This window comes from Kosakonia sp. S42 (assembly GCF_016624785.1).
Lineage (GTDB): Bacteria > Pseudomonadota > Gammaproteobacteria > Enterobacterales > Enterobacteriaceae > Kosakonia > Kosakonia cowanii.
The window spans coordinates 73,474-93,855 of sequence record NZ_JACVTW010000011.1; the positions used below are offsets into that span (position 1 = coordinate 73,474).

The following is a 20,382-nucleotide window of genomic DNA, read 5'->3' on the forward strand; positions in this document are numbered from 1 at the left end:
GGCTGCGACAAGTGTACGTCGTGACCCCGGTGATGCGCCATTATGTTATGCATATCACTCTAAATTGTTTTTTTGATGTTACCAAAAGCGCGTTCCTTTGCTATTATGAGCGATATCGAACATTTTTGAGCTTTTACGAAAGTGCGTGAGGATAGCATGGAAACCAAAGATCTGATTGTGATAGGCGGGGGCATTAACGGTGCCGGTATCGCGGTTGACGCCGCAGGGCGTGGTTTATCCGTGCTCATGCTTGAGGCTCAGGATCTCGCCTGCGCGACCTCCAGCAACAGCTCTAAATTGATTCACGGTGGCCTGCGCTACCTTGAACACTACGAATTCCGCCTGGTGAGCGAAGCGCTTGCCGAACGTGAAGTGCTGCTGAAAATGGCACCGCATATCGCCTTCCCGATGCGTTTCCGCCTGCCGCACCGCCCTCACCTGCGCCCGGCGTGGATGATTCGCATTGGTCTGTTTATGTACGATCACCTCGGTAAACGCACCAGCCTGCCGGCGTCGAAAGGGTTGCGTTTTGGCTCAGAGTCGGTGCTGAAACCGGAAATCGTGCGCGGATTCGAATATTCCGACTGCTGGGTCGATGATGCGCGCATGGTGCTGGCAAACGCGCAGATGGTTGAGCGCAAAGGCGGGAAAGTGATGACCCGTACCCGTGCCACCAGCGCGCGCCGCGAAAACGGACTGTGGGTGGTGGAAGCGGAAGATATCGATACCGGCGAAAAATTTAGCTGGAAAGCACGCGGTCTGGTCAACGCCACCGGTCCGTGGGTGAAAGAGTTCTTTGATGACGGCATGAAACTGCCTTCGCCATACGGCATTCGCCTGATCAAGGGCAGCCACATCGTGGTGCCGCGCGCCCATGCGCAGAAGCAGGCCTACATCCTGCAAAACGAAGATAAACGTATTGTCTTTGTGATCCCGTGGATGGATGAGTTCTCCATTATCGGTACCACCGACGTTGAGTACCACGGCGACCCGAAAAACGTGAAGATCGACGAAGACGAGATCAATTACCTGCTCAATGTCTACAACGATCACTTTAAGAAACAGCTGACGCGTGAGGATATTGCCTGGACCTACTCCGGCGTGCGCCCGCTCTGCGATGACGAATCCGATTCACCGCAGGCGATCACCCGTGATTACACGCTCGATATTCATGACGAGAACGGCAAAGCGCCTCTGCTCTCTGTCTTCGGCGGGAAACTCACCACCTATCGTAAGCTGGCGGAGCATGCGCTGGAAAAACTGACGCCGTACTACAAAGGCATCGGCCCGGCATGGACCAAAGAGTGCGTCTTGCCCGGCGGCGATATCAACGGCGATCGAGATGATTACGCAGCGAAACTGCGCCGTACATACCCCTTTATCAGCGAATCACTGGCGCGCCACTATGCCCGTACCTACGGTAGCAACAGTGAGCTGATTCTGTCGGGTATCACCAGCCTTGATGGCATGGGCGAGCACTTCGGTCATGAACTGTATGAAGCCGAACTGCGTTACCTGGTCGAGCATGAATGGGTACGTCGCCTCGACGATGCCATCTGGCGTCGTACGAAACTTGGCATGTGGCTGAGTGAAGAGGAGCAGGCGCGTGTGGCGCAGTGGCTGACGCGCAATAACAAAGCGGAACTGTCGCTCGCGTCTTAAGCGTTAAGATAAAAACCCGGTGGCCTGAAACCACCGGGTTTTCTTTTGCCTTTAGCTCAGCAGCGTAAAGGCGATCATCCCGATAATCGCACCGGTGGTGCCGAGGATGGTTTCCATCATCGTCCAGGTCTTCAGGGTTTGCGCTTCTGTCGCGCCAGTAAAGCGGCCATAGAGCCAGAAACCGGCATCATTCACATGGCTCACCACAATTGAACCGCCCGCGATACAGATGGAGAGTGCCGCCATCTGCGCGCCGTTGAAGTGCAGCTGTTCAATAACCGGCATTACCAGACCAACTGCGGTCAGACAGGCGACCGTCGCGGAACCCTGGATAATGCGCACCGCCGCCGCCAGCACAAAGCAGGTCAGGGCGATAGGTAAGCCCATGCCGGTTAACGCTTCACCGAGCGCCGGGCCAACGCCGGAGTCCACCAGCACCTGTTTGAACACGCCGCCAGCACCAATTACCAGCAGAATAATCCCCGCTGGCTGTAGCGCCTGGCCGCAAATCTCCATCACCCGATCTTTTTCCATCCCCTGGCGCACCGCCAGACCGTAAATCGCTACCAGACAGGCAACCAGAATGGCGGTAAAGGGGTGACCGATAAACTCCAGCCATTGATAGAGCGTGCTGTCTTGCGCTACGAAACGCGCAGCGATGGTTTTCATTCCCACCAGCACCAGCGGCAGCAGGATCAGCGCGAGGCTGAAGCCAAACGAGGGCATTTTGCCTTCGCCGAGATGCGGCTCGCTAACATCGTCCGGAATATGCAGCTCAACGTGGCGGCTAATAAAGTTGCCCCACAGCGGCCCGGCGACCAGCATGCCCGGGATCGCAGCGCAGAGGCCAATCAGGATCATCCAGCCGAAATCTGCATGCATCTGCGAGGCGAGCAGCATCGGCGCAGGCCCCGGCAGCAGAAATGCCGCCGCTGCCGCAACGCCTGCGAACAACGGGATAACCAGTTTGACCAGGTTAGTGCCGGTGTGGCGCGCCATCGAGAAGGCAACGCTTATCAGCAGGACAATCGCCACTTCGAAGAAGAGCGGCAGGGCGCAAATCAGCCCGGCGAGGCCAATCGCATAGTGCGCGCGGCTGTGCCCGAAGGAGTTAAGCATTTTGACGGCGATTTGATCCACCGCACCGGTCTCATGCAGGATTTTGCCGAACATCGCGCCAAGCGCTACCACAATGGCGAGGAACCCGAGCGTACCGCCCATCCCCTTTTCCATGGTCTGCGCGATTTTTGTCAGCGGCATACCGGAGAAGAGCCCGGCACCAATCGACACCACCATCAGCGCAACGAAAGCGTGCATTCGCGCTTTCATCACTAAAAACAGCAGCAGTAAAACAGAACCGACGGCGGTTAATACCAGCGTTAATGTACTCACTGCTCACGGCCTTTGGTTATCACTTCAATGGTGCTGGCGACCACGCCATCAAGCGGTTGGTCAATGTTCACCACCAGCACATCGCGTTCATCTTCGCCCGGCTCCTGCAGCGTTTCGAACTGGGTGACCAGCATCTGCGTTTTGAAGAAGTGGCCTTTACGCGCTTTCAGGCGGCTTTCGATAACATCGAATTCGCCCTTCAGGTAGATAAAGGAGAGGTTAGGATTACCGGCGCGCAGCTGGTCGCGGTAGTGCTTTTTCAACGCCGAGCAGACGATCAGCGACACTTTGTTGGTGCGCTGCATAGCGAAGGCGGCATCGTTCAGCGCCTGCAACCACGGTTTGCGGTCGTCATCATTCAGCGGCTCGCCGGAGGCCATCTTGTTGATGTTGCTCCGCGGATGGAGAAAGTCGCCGTCGAGAAACGCGGCTTTAAGCTGATACGCGACTTCGCTGGCAACCGCTGATTTGCCGCTGCCTGAAACGCCCATCAGAACGAAAACATGGTGATCAAGGTTTGTTGTGCTCAAAGGGAAGCCCCCACGGGTGCAAGAGTGATTGTTACGGGTAACTGTTATCGGTAACATTGTCCTGCCGCGATCCCAGAGAAGCAATATCCACAGCGGTCAGAGATAAATAAGTGTGAGCTACTTCAAATTTGTCAGACTAAATAGATCCACCCGGTGACAAAGTGAAACCTAAATCTAACATCTTTGGCGTAACTGCTTCACCACGGATACGCGCCAGCAGCCGTTCCGCACCAATGCGCCCCATGCGCTCACGCGGCGTCAGCACGCTTGCCAGACGCGGCTCCATCACCTGACCAATGTCATGCCCGTGGAACCCGGCAATCGCCATATCTTGTGGGATCTTCAGCCCCAGACGCTGGCACTCAAACGCGGCGCCGACGGCAAGGTCATCGTTAGTACAGAAAATCCCATCAAGCTGCGGATACTCGCGGCGCGCCTGGCGCATTAACTCAATGCCGGCGGTATAAGAGGAGGATTGTTCCACCATCACACTGTACGGCGTCAGCCCCGCATCCAGCATCGCCTGCTCGTACCCCTTCTGTTTGATGATAGTACGTTCATCCAGACGTGCACCGAGATAGGCAACGCGACGATGGCCGCGCGCAAGAATGGCGGCGGTAATTTGCCTGGCGGCCTCAAAGTTATCAAAGCCAACGGCGATATCGAGGCAGGGAGATTTGCTGTCCATCAATTCCACAACCGGAATGCCCGCCACTTCGATCATTTTCAGCGTGCGCGGCGTGTGGGTGCGTTCGGTGAGGATCAGTCCATCGATGTTCCAGGAGAGCATCGACTCCAGCCGCTCCTCCTCCATTTCCGCTTTGTAGCCATAGTGCGCCAGCATGGTTTGATAACCGTGCGCATCGGTGACGCTTTCAATGCCGCGAAGCACTTCGGCGAAGACCTGGTTCGTCAAAGAGGGGAGAAGCACGCCAATGGCGCGGCTGGTGGCGTTGGAGAGAATATCGGGTGCGCGGTTGGGGATATAACCCAGTTCATCAAGGACAGCGGCGATTTTGCCCCGTAAAGCGACGGAAACCTGTTCCGGGTTACGCAAAAAACGGCTGACCGTCATTTTGGTCACGCCTACGCGATCGGCCACATCCTGTAGTACGGGTCTTTTCTTTTTCATCGCCCTGATAATTTACGCAAAAGAGAGGGGTGCGCAGTTTATCACGGACAATGCGCAATCCTGCGGTCAAAAACCCCAGGATTGCGCGATTTATTTACGCCACATCACACCGGCGGCAGATCGAAGAGCAGGATTTCGCTATCGCTGTCGGCATGCACAGAGATCGCCTGCTCATCCCAGATAGCGAGGCCATCGCTGGTGGTCGCTTTGGTGCCATTAATGGTGACTTCACCTTTCACGACCTGAATCCAGACGCGGCGTTCGGCGGCGATCTGATGTACAGACTGCTCATCTTTCAGCAGCGCCCAGCGGTAAAGCTCCATATCCTGATGCACTTTCAGCGAACCGTCGCGGGCGTCCGGCGAAAGCACCAGCTGTTTGCCCTGCGTAGCGTCAAAGCGGCGCTGCTCGTAGCGCGGCTCGATGCCGTTAGTTTCCGGAATGATCCAGATTTGATACAGGCGCAGACGATCGGTTTTGCTCGGGTTGTACTCAGAGTGGCGTACCCCGGTACCGGCGCTCATGATCTGGAATTCGCCCGCCGGAACCTGCTCTTTGTTACCCATGCTGTCCTGATGCTCTACCGCCCCTTCCAGTACATAAGTCAGGATTTCCATATCTTTATGCGGATGGGTCCCGAAGCCCTGCCCCGCATCGATAACATCATCGTTAATCACGCGCAGCGCTGAAAAACCCATGAAGTTCGGATCGTAATAGTTAGCAAACGAGAAGGTGTGCCGGGAGTCCAGCCAGCCATGGTTAGCGTGTCCGCGGTCATTTGCTTTGCGTAAGAAAATCATCTTGTTTACCCCGTCTGTTTTCGATGAGGTAAGTGTGGACGCAATCATTGCCCAATCATAGAGGGTGAAAATTGACTCCTCTGTTCAAAAAAAGTGAACAAGCGCAGAGGAGCCATTCAGCCTTATTTGGCGAGGGTTATCGTGGCAGGTGACGCCTGCTCAAACGCGCGTTCCAGCAGCTCGAGGTTGGTAAGAACGTCAGTTTCCTTGACGTAATTTTCCGCGCCGTTCGTCAGCGTTTCATAGAGCGCATCGTAGACGCGCCCGTAGTCGCCTGGCTCAGGCGCAATCTCTTCACGCACCGTTTCACCCGCCTCGTTGACGTACTCCAGAATGCCCACGCTGTCATCTGCGGCAAAGCCCGCATCGCCCGGCATGATATTCGCCTTCAGGCTGGTCTCCTGCTGATCGACGCCATATTTAACGAATGAGCCTTTACGGCCATGGACGATAAATTTCGGGTAATCGATTTTGACCAGATGGCTGGTTTTCACAATCGCTTTCAGATCGCCATAGAAGAGTTGTGCTTCAAACGTATCGTCAGGATTGGCTTTGTTGCGCAGGCTGCGAATGTCGTACGCGGCATGATCCGGGCGGCCAAACAGCGAGATAATCTGATCCATGGTGTGCACGCCGAGGCCATAAAACGAGCCATCCTGCGGCAGACCCGGCTTGCTTTCCGCTTGTGGGCGGTAGTAGTCAAAATGGCTTTCGATCTCGACGATTTCACCCAGTTTGCCGCTCTCAATCACCTTTTTGGTGGTGAGGAAGCAGGAGTCAAAACGGCGGTTCTGATACGGCGTCACCGTCAGGCCTTTACTTTTCGCCAGCTCAAATAGCGTGATCGCTTCAGCCATGGTCGGCGTGAAAGGCTTCTCGACCAGCACGTTTTTACCCGCTTCCAGCGCGCGTTTCGCATAGTCGAAATGGCTATCAGCATGGGTACAGACGATCACCAGTTTGACCTGCGGATCGTTAAGCACTTCGTCCAGATCGCTGGTGAAGTGGATGTGCTGATAGTCGGGATGTTGCTCCTCTGGCTTCGGATGGCGGCGGAAGATGTGCGCCACGTGCCAGCTGGCTTTACGGTTGAGAACATAAGGCAGGTGATAACGGGTGGTGCTTTTACCAAATCCAATAAATGCGCAATGTAGGGTCATTGTGTCGTCCTTTGCAGAATATCTCTCTTTACCTTAGACCAGGCGCGGCGAGAGCTAAAACCAGAAGCTTCTATTTATCGATTATTGTTATGTTTTTAAGCCATTTATAAATTCCGATTTTTCCTCCGCGCTCTTGATCGCCACCCCTAATTCCCGCATAAAACACGCGGCAATATCCTTTTGCCCCTTTCATAAGTCAGAAGCACCCACCACGCAGGGAGTTGCGCGCAATACAGCATGGATAAGCACTACTGGTATTTAAATCTCGCTCTTGCTTTTTGGGCCTTCGCGCTGGGGAGCTGGTGCATTGACGCACGGCTCTGGGCACTGGTTGCGGCATCGCTAACGCTTCTCGGCTTCTTCTTACACTTTGTACAACATCAGGTTAACGCTATGTTTGGTAAAGAGAAAACCCCAAAAACGCCCCCACTACAACCGATTGCAGCCTCACTGATTAACGAAAAAGAGGCACTGCGCGATGAGAAGCAGAACACGGTTGTTGCCAGCGGCACCAACTTTGTCGGCAACATTACCTCGAACGGGCAAGTGCATATTTACGGCACGCTTACCGGCAATATCGAAGCAAAAGACAACATTATCCGCATCATGCGCAACGGCGTGGTTGAAGGTAACCTCTCCTGTCGTGAACTCTTTATCGATGGCACGGTGAACGGCGAATGCAGCAGTGACACGCTGAATATCGAAGAGAATGGCAACATCAATGGCACGCTGACCTACAGCGCGTTGACCATCAAGAAAGGTGGCACCTTCTCAGGCCAGGCAAAGCTCACCGCGCCGATCGCAAAATTAAGCGTTGAGAAAGAGAAGAAGCGAGCCGCTGAATAGCAGGTAAAAAAAAGCCAGCACCCGGCTGGCTAAGAAATACTGGAAGCAATGTGAGCAATGTCGTGCTTTCAGGATTACCGTACGGTTTCCCTGAACGCATGGCAATAATAATCATTATCATTCGCACTTGTCTACCCCCTGTGACAAAAAATGGCAGTTGACGCTTCGCCTGAAAGACAGGAATGTGAAAGCTAACCCAACCAACAGGAGAAGCAGGATGAGCGAGATAGTGATACGCCACGCTGAAATGCACGATGTCGAACCGTTACGACAGATTTACGCGCAGCCCGAGGTGTATCAAAACCTACTCCAGCTACCTCATCCCTCTTCCGATCACTGGCATAAACGCTTAACGCCGCAGCCGGGACGCCGGGATCTAATTGCCACGCTTGATGAGCGAGTGGCAGGCCATCTTGGTTTAATGGTCGAGCAGAACCCGCGTCGCAGCCACGTCGCCAGCTTTGGCATTATGGTTGCGCCTCATTTTCAAAACCGCGGTGTCGCCAGCGCGTTAATCAACGAGATGGTGCAGTTGTGTGATAACTGGCTGCGCATCGACCGCATTGAGCTGTCGGTGTATGCCGATAACGCACCCGCGCTGGCGGTCTACCGCAAATTTGGTTTTGAAGTGGAAGGCACGGCGAAACGCCACGCGCTGCGCAACGGCGAGTATGTCGATTCGTACTATATGGCGCGTATGAAGGGCTAAAAGATCCCTCTCCCGGCCGGGAGAGGGAAATTGCTTTAATATCCTGCGGTTAAATCATCTACCGAACGCGGATCGGACGCACCATACAGCGTGCCATCCGGCCCAACCATAATGCTCTGCGTACTCCCCATTGAGGCTTTCACGGCGACTTTCTGCCCCTTCTGCTCCAGCAGTTTCAGAGTGTCAGGGCTAAAACCCTTCTCCACGCGCAGTTCGTCCGGCAACCACTGATGATGGAACCGTGGCGCATTGGTCGCTTCGGCAACGTTCATTCCATAATCGATGGTGTTCACTACCATTTGCAGCACAGTAGTGATAATCCGGCTGCCGCCAGGGCTACCGGTGACCAGCCAGGTTTTGCCATCTTTCAACACAATGGTTGGCGACATGGATGAGAGCGGACGTTTGCCCGGCCCGATAGCATTCGCATCGCCGCCCACCAGGCCATAAACATTTGGCACGCCCGGTTTGGCGGAGAAGTCATCCATCTCGTTGTTCATCAGAATACCGGTATTACCGGCCACAATGCCGCTGCCAAACACGGTATTCAGCGTATAGGTCACCGCAACGGCATTCCCCTCTTTATCCACCACCGAGAAGTGCGTGGTCTGGTTACTCTCATAAGGTTCCAGCTTGCCGGGGCGGATCTGGCTGGAGGGGCGCGCTTTATTGACATCAATCTGTTCAGCAATCGACTTGGCGTACGCTTTGTTGGTTAGCGCCTGCCACGGCACTTTCACAAAATCGGGGTCGCCGAGGTATTCAGAGCGGTCGGCGTAGGCATATTTTTCCGCTTCCGCCATTACCTGCATCGCATCGGCGCTGCCGAAGCCATATTTCGCCAGGTCGAAATTCTCCAGGATGTTGAGGATCTGAATGATATGGATCCCGCCAGAGGATGGCGGCGGCATGGAGTAGACCTGATAACCGCGGTAGTCGCCGCTCACCGGCGTACGCTCAACGGCTTTATAATTTGCCAGATCCTCTTTGGTGATCAGCCCGCCGTTTTTGCTCATCTCCTGGGCGATCTGCTCTGCCGTTGTGCCTTTATAGAAACCATCCGGCCCCTTTTCAGCAATCAGCTCAAGGCTCTTCGCGAGATTCGTTTGAACCAGCTTGTCACCCTTCTTCAGCGGCTGGCCCTCTTTCCAGAAGATCGCCTTGCTGGTGTCGTGATTTGGCAGCACTTCACTGCCGTAGGTTTTGAGATCGTCTGCCAGCGCATCGTTAACCGTGAAGCCCTGCTTCGCCAGTTTGATGGCAGGCTGCACCACCTTTTTCAGCGGCAGCGAGCCGTACTTCTCCAGAGCCAGCGAGAAACCAGCGACCGTGCCGGGCGTGCCGGAAGCGAGATGGGAGGTCAGGGATTTTTTGCTGTCCGGGTTGCCCTGCTCATCAAGGAACATATCGCGCGTGGCGGCTGCGGGCGCCATTTCGCGGAAATCGATCGCCGTGACCTTGCCCTCTTTGGTGCGGATCATCATAAACCCGCCACCGCCCAGGTTGCCCGCCTGCGGATGGGTCACCGCCAGCGCATAACCTACCGCGACCGCCGCATCGACCGCATTACCGCCCTCTTTGAGGATCTCCACACCCACGCGGGTCGCGGCTTCATCTACCGAGGCCACCATCCCCTGATGGGCTACTACCGGATGAAAGACATCGGCTTCTACCCCATATGAAACGGGGGCTGGCGCGGGTGCCTGAGCAGGCGGCGGCGCAGCGCCGACACTGAAACATGCTCCCGCCGTCAGCGCGGCGATTGCCGCCCAACGCGCAAACTGCTGTTTGATCATCGTCGTTCTCCACAAAGAAGGGCTACAGTTCCCGCTTAAGTCTGGTTCACAATGCGCAAAAAATCATGGTCATGCAGGAATGCGACTAAACTTAGGGGCAGGCCTCAACGGGAGGAGATGAGAATGAAACGCCTTGTAATTGTGGCAGCACTGCTGCCGTTTACCGCTTTCGCACAGCCGCTTAACCCGACAAATAACCCGAATCAACCGGGGTATGTCGTGCCAAGCCAGCAGCGGATGCAGACGCAAATGCTCAATCAGCAACAGCAGCAGCAAGGGTTACTGAAACAGCAGCAGCAGACGCAGAGCCGCCAGCAGCAGCAGAACCTACAAATGCAGATGAACGATAACTCACAGCGAATAAGGCAGGCTCAGCCGGGGGAGCTCGACCCCGCCCACCAGCAAGTGCTCCCCAACAGCAACGGCGGGATGTTAAGCCAGGGCAGCAGTAGCGGTGGCGGGATGCTCAGCCAGCAGAGCAGTAACAACGCAGGAGCGTTGAACCAGAGCAGCAGTAACGGTGGCGAAATGCTAAAGCAGGGAAGCAGTAACGGCGGCGGGATGCTTCATCCGCAAAACAGCGCCAGCGGTTCGACCCTGCAGCAGCCGCATATGCTGCCGCAGACCCAAACGCAAAGTGGCGGCATGCTGCACAGCACACCGCAAACCACTACGCCTTAAGCGCCAAAGTGGGGCCCGATAGCGTCGATATTGTCCGTGCAGATGCAATCGACGCCCCACGCCAGCAACTCCGCCGCACGCGCCGGTTGATTCACTGTATAAACCAAAATGCGCAGACCGGCGTCGCGCAGCATGCGAACGCGCGCTTCATCAAGCAATTTGTGGTTGAGATGAATAGAGGTGCAGGCCAGGCGATCGGTCACCTCCTGCCAGTCATCGCGCCAGGCATCCAGCAGCAGACCGCGCGGCAGTTCCGGTGCGGCCTGTTGCGCCGCTTCCAGCGCATCGATCTCAAACGACGAGAGCAGCGGCGGGGTCATCTCTGACCACAACTCGCGGGCAGCAAGCGCAACAGCTTTGCCCGTCAGCGGGCCGGTTCCGGTCGTCGGTTTGATTTCAATATTCGCCATCATGCCATGCTGCTGGCAGCGCTGCGCCACCTCCGACAGCAATGGCAACGTCTCGCCTTTAAACTCGCCGCTGTACCAGCTCCCGGCATCAACTTTCAGCAGATCGCTCCACGCCAGCTCGCCCGCCACGCCCCAGCCATTGCTGGTGCGCTCCAGGTTGTCATCATGCAGCAGGAAGATCTGCCCATCTTTTGATAATTTGGCGTCAAATTCGATCATTGTATGGCCATATCTGGCGCCGACATCGATCGCTGCCAGGGTGTTTTCCGGAGCCAGTTTTCCACCGCCGCGATGGGCGACGATGCGGGGATAGGGCCAGTTATTCATACGCGTTGTCCTGTTTCACCATCGAATAAGTGCAGGTGATGTTCCGCCAGATGCAGCCACAGCGTGCTGCCGGGTGCGGGGCGCTCCTGATGCGACAGACGCGCCACCAGTTTCTGCTCACCCCAGCGGCCATGGGCCAGATTATCCGCGCCGAGCATCTCCAGCGTATCCATCACCAGCGGTACGCCGCCTGCGGCTTGTGAGCTTAACGCAATATGTTCCGGGCGGATACCCAGCGTCATTTTCCGCCCGGCATAACCGCGATAGTTCCAGTTAATCGGCAATGCCATGCCGCTTGCCAGCTCAAAGTGCGTACCAGTCTGGCTGATGTGCCCATCGAGTAAATTCATCGCCGGGCTGCCGATAAAGCTCGCGACAAAACGGCTGGCGGGCTTTTCATACACCTCAACTGGCGTACCGATCTGCTCGGCGACGCCTTTATTCATCACCATCACGCGCTGCGCCAGCGTCATCGCTTCCACCTGATCGTGGGTGACATAGAGCGAGGTGGTGTTAAGGCGTCGGTGCAACTGCTGCAACTCAAGGCGCATCTGCACGCGCAGCTTGGCATCAAGGTTAGAGAGTGGCTCATCAAACAGAAAAACCGCCGGATCGCGCACAATCGCGCGGCCCATCGCCACGCGCTGGCGCTGACCGCCCGAAAGCTCGCGCGGTCGACGCTTCAGCAGGCCTTCAAGCTCCAGAATACGCGCCGCTTCCGCCACGCGTCCGGCAATATGCGCTTTGCCCATACCGCGGATTTTCAGCCCCCAGGCCATGTTCTCCTCCACGCTCATGTGCGGATAAAGGGCATAGTTCTGGAACACCATCGCGATACCGCGATCTTTCGGCTCCTTCTCCGTGACGCGCTGGCGATCAATCCAGATATCGCCGCCGGAGACGCGCTCCAGCCCGGCAACCATGCGCAGCAGCGTCGACTTTCCGCAGCCCGATGGGCCAACCATGACAATAAATTCGCCGTCGGCCACATCCAGCGTCAGCGGCTCAATCACCTGGGTTTTACCGCCGTCCCAACTTTTTGTCACTGCCTGTAATTTTAGAGATGACATCTTATTTCTCACTGTCGACCAGACCGCGCACAAAGGCGCGCTGCATGGTTAAAACGATAACAACCGGGGGGATCAGCGTCAGCAGCATCGCGGCCATCACCTGGTTCCACTGCGTCGTGCCCTCGCCGCTCGACATCATCCCTTTAACGCCCGCCACGGCGGTGCCAAGGTTGACGTCGCTGATGATCAACAACGGCCATAGATACTGGTTCCAGCCGTAGATAAAGGTGATGACGAACAGCGCCGCAAGATTGGTGCGCGACAGCGGCAGCACAATGTCGCGGAAAAAGCGCATTGGCGAGGCGCCATCAATGCGCGCGGCTTCGATTAATTCATCCGGCAGCGTCATAAAGAACTGACGGAAGAGAAAAGTCGCGGTAGCAGAGGCCATCAGTGGCAAGGTCAGGCCGGTATAGCTGTCGAGCATCTTAAGATTGGCGATCACTTCCACCGTCGGGAAGATGCGCACCTCTACTGGCAGCATCAAGGTACTGAAGATCATCCAGAAGAAGAGGTTTCGCAGCGGAAAACGAAACCAGACGATGGCGAAGGCCGAGAGGATCGAAACTGAGATTTTCCCTACGGTTATCACCAGCGCCATGATGAAACTGTTAGTCAGCATCAGCCAGAAGGGCGCGCTGTGAGGACCGACGCCGTTAATCCAAATCGCGTGCAGGTTCTCCCACAGATGGCCGCCGGGGATCAGCGTCATCGGCGTGTCGTACACCGCGTTGTTATCAAGCGTGGCAGTGACAAACGCGACGTAGAGCGGAAACAGCACCACCGCAACGCCTAAGATAAGCATGATATGGCTGAACAGCGTCAGCCCTGGGCGATTCTCAATCATTGGTAGCGCACCTTACTTTCGACATAACGGAACTGCACCACCGTCAGCACAATCACCAGCACCATCAGGATCACCGACTGCGCCGCAGAGGTGGAGAGATCCAGCCCGGCAAACCCTTCGCGGTAAATCTTATAGATAAGCGTAGTGGTCGCCTGCACCGGGCCACCGGCGGTCGCCGCATCGATAACCGGGAACGTATCGAAAAAGGCGTAGACGAGGTTGACCACCAGCAGAAAGAAGCTCACGGGTGCGATAAGCGGCAGTGAAAGCTTGAAGAAACGGCGAATGGGTCCTGCGCCATCAATGGCAGCGGCTTCCACCAGCGAGCGGGGAATGGACTGCAACGCGGCGAAGAAGAAGAGGAAGTTGTAGCTGATCTGCTTCCATACTGAGGCGAACACTACCAGAAACATCGCCTGACCACTGTTCTGCGCATGGTTCCAGTCATAGCCGAACTGCTCCAGAAAGTGCGTAATCAAGCCGCGTCCGGGATTAAACAGAAAGATCCACAATACGGCGGCAACGGCAGGTGCCACGGCATAGGGCAGCAGCATCAACGTCTGGTAGATGCGGCTGCCGCGCACTACGTTATCCACCAGCGCGGCAAAGAACAGCGAGACAAACAGGCCGCTGAAGGTGACCATCGCGCTAAAACGGATCGTCGTCCAGAAGGCGTCGAGGTAGTAGCTGTCGTGGAACAGCGCGGTAAAGTTATCCAGCCCGACAAACTGACTGGAGAGACCAAAGGGATCGACGCTCTGCACGGAGTACCACAGCGCTTCGCCCGCAGGCCAGAGAAAGAAAATCACCGTGATCGCCAGCTGCGGCGCGACGAGCAGATAGGGTAGCCAGCGTGAACGAAACACCGGACGGGATGCGGACATAGCAAGACTCTTTTTGAAAATGCCGGGGGGCGGCGACGCGATAGATTGACCGATTTACAGGCCGGACAAGCGCTGCGCTTATCCGGCCCTTAACTGATTAAGACTTGGTCGACTGCTGGAAGCGGCGCAGCAACTGGTTACCGCGCTCAACCGCAGAGTCCAGCGCCTGTTGCGGGGTCTTCTTACCGGTCCACACGCTCTCCAGCTCTTCATCAAGCACGGTGCGGATCTGCGGCATATTGCCCAGACGCAGCCCTTTGGTGAAGGCCAACGGCGGCTTGTTCAGCATCTGGCGCGTGGCGATATCCGCCCCCGGGTTTTTATCATAGAAACCCTGCTGGCGCGTCAGATCGTACGCGGCCTTGGTGACAGGCAGATAACCGGTTTTCTGATGCCACTCGGCAGCGATTTCCGGCTTGGTCAGGAAGTCGAGGAACTGCGCCACGCCTTTGTAAGTCGCGTCATCTTTGCCCTTCATTACCCACAGGCTGGCACCGCCGATAATGGCGTTTTGTGGCGCGCCCTTCACGTCGGCGTCGTACGGCATCATGCCGACACCGTAGTTAAATTTCGCATAGTGGCGAATATCCGCCAGCGAACCGGATGAGGCGGTGGTGATGGCGCAGTCGCCGTTATAGAACTTCTCGGTGGATTCATCTTTACGGCCGAAGTAGCTGAATTCGCCCTTCTTATTCAGCTCTTCCAGCATGGCGATATGTTTCACCTGCTCCGGCTTGTTGAACTCCAGTACCGCATCGGTACCGTCGAAACCATTGTTTTTAGTGGCGACCGGCAGACCGTGCCAGGCGCTAAAGTTCTCGATCTGGATCCAGCCCTGCCAGCCGCTGGCGTAACCGCACTTCATGCCCGCCGCTTTTAGCTTCGCGGTGTAGGCCGCCAGATCCTGCCAGGTCTTTGGCGGTTGATCCGGGTTCAGGCCTGCTTTTTTGAAGGCATCTTTATTGTAATAAAGCACCGGTGTGGAGCTGTTAAACGGTTGAGAGAGCAGATGCCCGGTTTTTGAATCGGTGTAGTAACCCGCAACGGTCGGCACAAACTGGCTTTCGTCAAAGGTGATATCCGCATCTTTAAAGACCTCGTAAACCGGCTTGATCGCTTTAGAGGCCATCATCGTTGCGGTGCCAACCTCGTAAACCTGCAGCAGCGCTGGCGCATTGCCGGTGCGGAAGGCGGCAATGCCCGCGCTCAGGTTCTGCTCGTAGTTGCCTTTATAGACCGGAACGATTTTGTAGTCGGGGTGGGTATCATTAAAACGTTGCGCCAAGGAGTCGACCTCTTTGCCTAACTCGCCCTCCATGGAGTGCCAGAACGGGATAGTGGTTACGGCCATGGCATTGCCAGCAAAAACAAATCCCAGCGCCAGACCCAAAGCTGTATGTCGTAACGTCGTCATTGTGCTCTCTCTTGTTATACGGGATGCGCGATATCACGCGTTTTGTGCTCGCGAGGTAACATGACACGCTCGAATGACAGAAAAATAACTTTTTAATTACAAAAGCATGACAGCCAGGCGTCAGGCAGATGTCGTGCAAGTGATGGAAAGATGAAGGAAAAATGGCGGTTCAGACAAAGGGCTTCCCGGCGAACCAGGAAGCCCTTTAAGCGGCGCTCGAAGGCAACGCTGCAACAACATCATCGCACCTGAAAGGCAGGGATTGCTCCCTGCCCCAGGTCGCTACTTACCGGATTCGTAAGCCATCAAAGCCGCCACCTCTCTCTCCTTATCCCGGTAGCGAAGCTCGCACAGGGATTTGCGGGTCAGATAGGTGAATATCAACAGCGTGAAGCAGAGAATAAACACGCAGCAGATAAAAGTTTGCGGGATTTTCATCGCCTATAACTCCTTGCCTTTCAGCAGGTAAGAGGCTACGCTGACGTTGTCTGAGCGTTAGTGTAGCCTCGGGTTAATTGAAAAATTGACTCGGGGCTTTCATCTTTCTGCCTCACAACATTTCTGCATAACTTCCTAAAGCACAGCCATGAGGCAAAAAGCCTCAAGCGCCGCCCGCATCATATCCCGGCCATACGCCATACTTCATGGCTGAAATATATTTTTCAGATTTAAACCCGATCGCTGATGTTACTGTTTTCGCTAATAAAAAAGGGCTTCCCGGCGAACCAGAAAGCCCCTTATTTGCGCAGCTTCACTTCCTTGCCTTTCAGCAGGTAAGAGGCTACGCTGACGTTGTCTGAGCGTCGGTGTAGCCTCGGGTTAATTGAAAAATTGACTCGGGGCTTTCATCTTTCTGCCTCACAACATTTCTGCATAACGTCTTAAAGCGCAGCCATGAGGCAAAAAGCCTCAAGCGCGGCCCGTATCCTGTTTCGACCCCTCTCGCTGCGTATGGCTGAAGTGCATTTTTCAGAAAAAAACCGGTCCTTGCGAGGCCGGTTTTTATGTTTTTACTTCAACAGGTTAGCCGCCGAGGTAAGCGCTTCTCACCGCTTCATTCGCCAGTAGCGCATCGCCGGTATCTTCGAGCACCACATGCCCGTTCTCCAGCACATAGCCGCGATCGGCGAGCTTCAGCGCCTGGTTAGCGTTTTGCTCCACGAGGAAGATGGTCATCCCCTCTTTACGCAGCTGCTCAATGGTGTCGAAGATCTGTTGAATGATAATCGGTGCCAGCCCGAGGGACGGCTCATCCAGCAGCAGCAGGCGCGGCTGGCTCATCAGCGCGCGGCCTATCGCCAGCATCTGCTGTTCACCACCGGACATGGTCCCGGCGCGCTGTATACGGCGTTCATGCAGGCGCGGGAAGAGTTCATACACCCATTTAATACGCGTCTGATATTGATCGCGGTGGGCAAAGAAGCCGCCCATTGCCAGGTTCTCTTCCACGGTCATCCGCGAGAAGACGCGGCGGCCTTCTGGCACGATCGCGACCGCTTCACGCATAATCTTCGCCGTTTGCCAGTCGGTAATATCTTTACCATCAAACACCACGCGGCCGCTGGTGGCGCGTGGATCGCCGCACAGCGTGCCGAGCAAGGTGGTTTTCCCCGCACCGTTGGCACCAATCAGGGTCACGATCTCTCCCTGATTAATATGCAGACTGACCTCGTGCAGCGCCTGGATTTTGCCGTAGTGGGCGCTAACTTTGTCGAAAGATAACATTACGTTGTCCATCTTATGCCTCACCCAGATAAGCGCGGATCACGTCCGGGTTGTTACGAATCTCTTCCGGCGTCCCGTTGGCCAGCGGTGTCCCCTGGTTAACGACGTAGATCCGGTCGGAAATACCCATCACCAGTTTCATATCATGCTCAATCAGCAGGATGGTGGTGTTGTGATGGTTACGCAGCTCGACGATCAGCTCATCCAGCTCTTTGGTCTCTTTCGGGTTTAACCCTGCCGCCGGCTCATCCAGCATCAGGATCTCCGGCTGCGTCACCATGCAGCGGATAATCTCCAGACGGCGCTGATCGCCGTACGCCAGGTTGCTGGCCTGGCGGTTAGCGTGGGCTAACAAACCTATCCTCTCAAGCCAGGTCGCGGCGCGATCGAGCGCTTCGCTCTGCGTGCGGCGAAACGCGGGCGTCTTCAACAGGCCAGAGAAGAGGCCGGTTTTTAACTGCTGATGCTGAGCGACCAGTAAGTTCTCAATCACCGTCATTTCACGGAACAGACGCACATGCTGAAAGGTGCGCACAACGCCCATACGCGCGATTTGCTGGCCCGGCAGCCCTTCGAGATGCTGGTCACGCAGCATAATGGTGCCGCCGGTGGGTTTATAAAACCCGGTCAGGCAGTTGAAGACGGTGGTTTTCCCCGCGCCGTTCGGACCAATCAGCGAGACAATCTCCTGCGGTCGCAGCTCCAGCGAGACGTTATTGACCGCCAGCAAACCGCCGAAGCGCATCATCAGGCCATTTACCGATAACAGTGGCTGACTCATGCCTGCTCTCCTTTCGCCTGGCCGTTTTTCAATTTCAGCTGCGGACGCGTCATCGGCAGCAGGCCCTGCGGACGCCAGATCATCATCAGCACCATCAAACCACCCAGCATTAACATGCTGTATTCATTGAAATCACGCATCAGTTCGCGCGAGACCACCAGCAGAATAGCGGCGAGGATCACCGCGAACTGCGAGCCCATCCCGCCCAGTACGACAATCGCCAGTACAAAGGCCGATTCGGCAAAGGTGAATGACTCCGGGCTGACAAAGCCCTGGCGCGCGGCAAACAGCGTGCCAGCGAAACCGGCAAACGCGGCGCTGATGGTAAATGCCGTCAGCTTGATACGTGTCGGGTTGAGACCCAGCGAGCGGCAGGCGATCTCATCTTCACGCAGTGCTTCCCAGGCACGGCCCAGCGGCATCCGCAGCAGGCGGTTGATAACGAACAGCGTCAGCACCACCAGCAGCAGCGCCACCAGATAGAGGAACACCACGCGGTCGCTCGGATCATATTTCACATTGAAGAAGTTGCTGAAGGTATCCCAGCCGCCTTCGCGCGGTGTGCGGCTGAACTCAAGGCCAAACAGCGTCGGTTTCGGGATCTGGCTGATGCCGTTTGGCCCGCCGGTCACTTCGGTGTTGTTAAGCAGCAGAATGCGCACAATCTCCCCGAAGCCCAGCGTCACAATCGCCAGATAGTCACCGCGCAGGCGCAGCACCGGGAAGCCGAGCAGGAAACCGGCAGCGGCAGAGACCAGCCCCGCCAGCGGCAGGCAGGTCCAGAAGCCAAGCCCGTAATAGTGGTTCAGCAGCGCAAAGGTGTAGGCACCGATCGCATAAAAACCGCCATAACCCAGCACCAGCAGGCCAGAAAGGCCAACCACCACGTTCAGCCCCAGACCCAGGATGATATAGATCATCGTCATGGTGGCGATATCAATGGTGCCGCGCGACACCATAAACGGCCACACCACGGCAATCACCAACAGCGCCAGCAGGAAAAGCTTCTGCTTAACGGTAGATCCATCGATAGCGGGCAGAACAAATTTCGGCCCGGAAACGCCTTTCAGGCTCTTCTGGAAAACAGGGCGCAGTAACTGGAAGAAAAAGACCACGGCGGTGCCGATGAAGATCCACTGCCAGCGGATATCCGCCGCGTTATCGACTACCAGTTTGGTGCCATTCAGCTCCAGTTGAACGCCCATAAAGACGCCCGCGAGGATGAAGAACATGGCGGCAGAGAGCAGCGCCATCGCAAAATGCATCGGTTTCATACTTTCTCTACCTCCGGGCGACCAAGGATACCGGTCGGCATTACCAGCAGGACGCCAATCAGCAGCGCGAAGGAGACTACATCTTTATACTCAGTGCTCAGGTAGGCTGAAGAGAGCGCTTCCGCTACCCCGAGTATCAACCCTCCAATCATCGCGCCAGGAATGCTGCCGATACCGCCCAGCACCGCGGCGGTAAATGCCTTCATACCCGCCATAAAGCCGATATAGGGGTTGATCACGCCATAGAACTGGCCGAGCAGCACGCCGGCAACCGCCGCCATCGCCGCGCCAATCACAAAGGTCAACGCGATAACCCGATCGGTGTTGATGCCCAGCAAGCTCGCCATTTTGAGGTCTTCAGCACAGGCGCGGCAGGCGCGTCCCATGCGCGAATAGCGGATAAAGAGCGTTAATGCGAGCATGGCGACAAAGGTGACGATCCAGATAACCAGCTGCATCGTGGTGATAGAGGCGGCGAAGTTTTCACTGCTGCCAATAGTCCACTGGCCGTTGAAGAGGCTTGGCAAAGCCACGTCGCGCGAGCCTTCCGTCAGGCTGACGTAGTTTTGCAGGAAGATGGACATGCCGATGGCGGAGATAAGCGCAATCAGGCGCTTGGAGCTGCGCACCGGGCGGTAAGCAACACGCTCGATACTCCAGCCGTAGGCACTGGCGATAATAATCGCGCCGACAAAACCGGCCCCAACCAGCAGCCAGCTTGAGTCGATGCCCATCATCATCAGCGCGGCGATAATCATAAAGGAGACGTAGCTGCCGATCATGTAGACCTCGCCATGGGCGAAGTTAATCATGCCGATAATGCCGTACACCATGGTGTAACCAATGGCGATCAGGGCGTAGGTGCTGCCCAGCGTGACGCCGTTGAACATCTGCTGCAAGAAATAGAGAAACTGCTCAGACATAACTTAACCTTCTTAAATC

20 protein-coding genes are annotated in these 20,382 nt (G+C 56.0%); 4 read left to right on the forward strand and 16 right to left on the reverse strand.

The window, feature by feature from the left end; translation table 11 throughout:
• Positions 1 to 156 precede the first annotated feature (156 nt).
• Entirely contained in the window at positions 157 to 1,662 is a 1,506-nt protein-coding gene (glpD, locus tag IAE50_RS14400; protein WP_200580539.1) for a glycerol-3-phosphate dehydrogenase, read from the forward strand.
• A 51-nt stretch (positions 1,663 to 1,713) separates the two neighbouring features.
• Here the strand turns inward: glpD and gntU are convergent, their stop codons facing one another.
• The 5 genes from gntU to IAE50_RS14425 all read right to left on the reverse strand — a co-directional run bounded on the left by gntU (position 1,714) and on the right by IAE50_RS14425 (position 6,676).
• Complete coding sequence (gene gntU, locus IAE50_RS14405) at positions 1,714 to 3,054, reverse strand: gluconate transporter (protein ID WP_200580540.1); 1,341 nt, start codon at positions 3,052 to 3,054, stop codon at positions 1,714 to 1,716.
• Positions 3,051 to 3,584, reverse strand: a complete 534-nt coding sequence (gene gntK, locus IAE50_RS14410; RefSeq protein WP_054802636.1) for a gluconokinase — start codon at positions 3,582 to 3,584, stop codon at positions 3,051 to 3,053. The genes gntU and gntK overlap by 4 nt, the downstream gene beginning before the upstream one ends.
• Positions 3,585 to 3,720: 136 nt before the next feature.
• Entirely contained in the window at positions 3,721 to 4,716 is a 996-nt protein-coding gene (gntR, locus tag IAE50_RS14415) for a gluconate operon transcriptional repressor GntR (protein WP_042712859.1), read from the reverse strand.
• Positions 4,717 to 4,820: 104 nt separating this feature from the next.
• On the reverse strand, positions 4,821 to 5,516 hold the full coding sequence (locus tag IAE50_RS14420) for a pirin family protein (protein WP_200580541.1): 696 nt from the start codon (positions 5,514 to 5,516) through the stop codon (positions 4,821 to 4,823).
• Between the two features lie 122 nt (positions 5,517 to 5,638).
• Positions 5,639 to 6,676, reverse strand: a complete 1,038-nt coding sequence (locus tag IAE50_RS14425) for an oxidoreductase (protein WP_124967105.1) — start codon at positions 6,674 to 6,676, stop codon at positions 5,639 to 5,641.
• A gap of 237 nt (positions 6,677 to 6,913) precedes the next feature.
• Between IAE50_RS14425 and IAE50_RS14430 the strand changes: the two genes are divergently transcribed.
• Entirely contained in the window at positions 6,914 to 7,522 is a 609-nt protein-coding gene (locus tag IAE50_RS14430) for a polymer-forming cytoskeletal protein (protein WP_200580542.1), read from the forward strand.
• Positions 7,523 to 7,739: 217 nt separating this feature from the next.
• Complete coding sequence (gene yhhY / locus IAE50_RS14435; RefSeq protein WP_200580543.1) at positions 7,740 to 8,231, forward strand: N-acetyltransferase; 492 nt, start codon at positions 7,740 to 7,742, stop codon at positions 8,229 to 8,231.
• Between the two features lie 35 nt (positions 8,232 to 8,266).
• On the opposite strand, the gene ggt is transcribed toward yhhY, so the two are convergent.
• Complete coding sequence (gene ggt, locus IAE50_RS14440; protein ID WP_200580544.1) at positions 8,267 to 10,027, reverse strand: gamma-glutamyltransferase; 1,761 nt, start codon at positions 10,025 to 10,027, stop codon at positions 8,267 to 8,269.
• 123 nt (positions 10,028 to 10,150) lie between these two features.
• On the opposite strand from ggt, the gene IAE50_RS14445 reads away from it, so the two are divergent.
• On the forward strand, positions 10,151 to 10,708 hold the full coding sequence (locus tag IAE50_RS14445; protein WP_200580545.1) for a DUF2756 family protein: 558 nt from the start codon (positions 10,151 to 10,153) through the stop codon (positions 10,706 to 10,708).
• Here IAE50_RS14445 and ugpQ read toward each other — a convergent pair.
• The 10 genes from ugpQ to livH all read right to left on the reverse strand — a co-directional run bounded on the left by ugpQ (position 10,705) and on the right by livH (position 20,363).
• Positions 10,705 to 11,445 (reverse strand): glycerophosphodiester phosphodiesterase, encoded by a 741-nt coding sequence (gene ugpQ / locus IAE50_RS14450; protein WP_200580546.1) that lies wholly within the window; start codon positions 11,443 to 11,445, stop codon positions 10,705 to 10,707. The two genes, IAE50_RS14445 and ugpQ, sit on opposite strands and share 4 nt — an antisense overlap.
• Positions 11,442 to 12,515 carry a sn-glycerol-3-phosphate import ATP-binding protein UgpC gene (locus IAE50_RS14455; protein WP_200580547.1) on the reverse strand — a complete coding sequence of 358 codons (1,074 nt, stop codon included), beginning with the start codon at positions 12,513 to 12,515 and terminating at the stop codon, positions 11,442 to 11,444. The genes ugpQ and IAE50_RS14455 overlap by 4 nt, the downstream gene beginning before the upstream one ends.
• Before the next feature lies 1 nt (position 12,516).
• The gene (gene ugpE / locus IAE50_RS14460) at positions 12,517 to 13,362 is read right to left on the reverse strand and encodes a sn-glycerol-3-phosphate ABC transporter permease UgpE (protein ID WP_200580548.1); all 846 of its coding nucleotides are present in this window, start codon (positions 13,360 to 13,362) and stop codon (positions 12,517 to 12,519) included.
• Positions 13,359 to 14,246 carry a sn-glycerol-3-phosphate ABC transporter permease UgpA gene (ugpA, locus tag IAE50_RS14465; RefSeq protein ID WP_094422415.1) on the reverse strand — a complete coding sequence of 296 codons (888 nt, stop codon included), beginning with the start codon at positions 14,244 to 14,246 and terminating at the stop codon, positions 13,359 to 13,361. Before ugpA ends, ugpE begins: the two co-directional genes overlap by 4 nt.
• A 97-nt stretch (positions 14,247 to 14,343) precedes the next feature.
• The gene (ugpB, locus tag IAE50_RS14470; RefSeq protein ID WP_200580549.1) at positions 14,344 to 15,660 is read right to left on the reverse strand and encodes a sn-glycerol-3-phosphate ABC transporter substrate-binding protein UgpB; all 1,317 of its coding nucleotides are present in this window, start codon (positions 15,658 to 15,660) and stop codon (positions 14,344 to 14,346) included.
• A gap of 282 nt (positions 15,661 to 15,942) precedes the next feature.
• On the reverse strand, positions 15,943 to 16,098 hold the full coding sequence (locus IAE50_RS14475; RefSeq protein WP_023482078.1) for a type I toxin-antitoxin system Hok family toxin: 156 nt from the start codon (positions 16,096 to 16,098) through the stop codon (positions 15,943 to 15,945).
• Positions 16,099 to 16,683: 585 nt separating this feature from the next.
• Positions 16,684 to 17,397 carry a high-affinity branched-chain amino acid ABC transporter ATP-binding protein LivF gene (gene livF, locus IAE50_RS14480; RefSeq protein ID WP_200135061.1) on the reverse strand — a complete coding sequence of 238 codons (714 nt, stop codon included), beginning with the start codon at positions 17,395 to 17,397 and terminating at the stop codon, positions 16,684 to 16,686.
• Position 17,398: 1 nt separating this feature from the next.
• Positions 17,399 to 18,166, reverse strand: coding sequence for a high-affinity branched-chain amino acid ABC transporter ATP-binding protein LivG (gene livG, locus IAE50_RS14485; protein WP_023482112.1), 768 nt, complete (start codon positions 18,164 to 18,166; stop codon positions 17,399 to 17,401).
• Complete coding sequence (locus IAE50_RS14490) at positions 18,163 to 19,440, reverse strand: high-affinity branched-chain amino acid ABC transporter permease LivM (RefSeq protein WP_200580550.1); 1,278 nt, start codon at positions 19,438 to 19,440, stop codon at positions 18,163 to 18,165. Before IAE50_RS14490 ends, livG begins: the two co-directional genes overlap by 4 nt.
• Entirely contained in the window at positions 19,437 to 20,363 is a 927-nt protein-coding gene (gene livH / locus IAE50_RS14495; RefSeq protein WP_023482039.1) for a high-affinity branched-chain amino acid ABC transporter permease LivH, read from the reverse strand. The genes IAE50_RS14490 and livH overlap by 4 nt, the downstream gene beginning before the upstream one ends.
• Between the last annotated feature and the right edge of the window lie 19 nt (positions 20,364 to 20,382).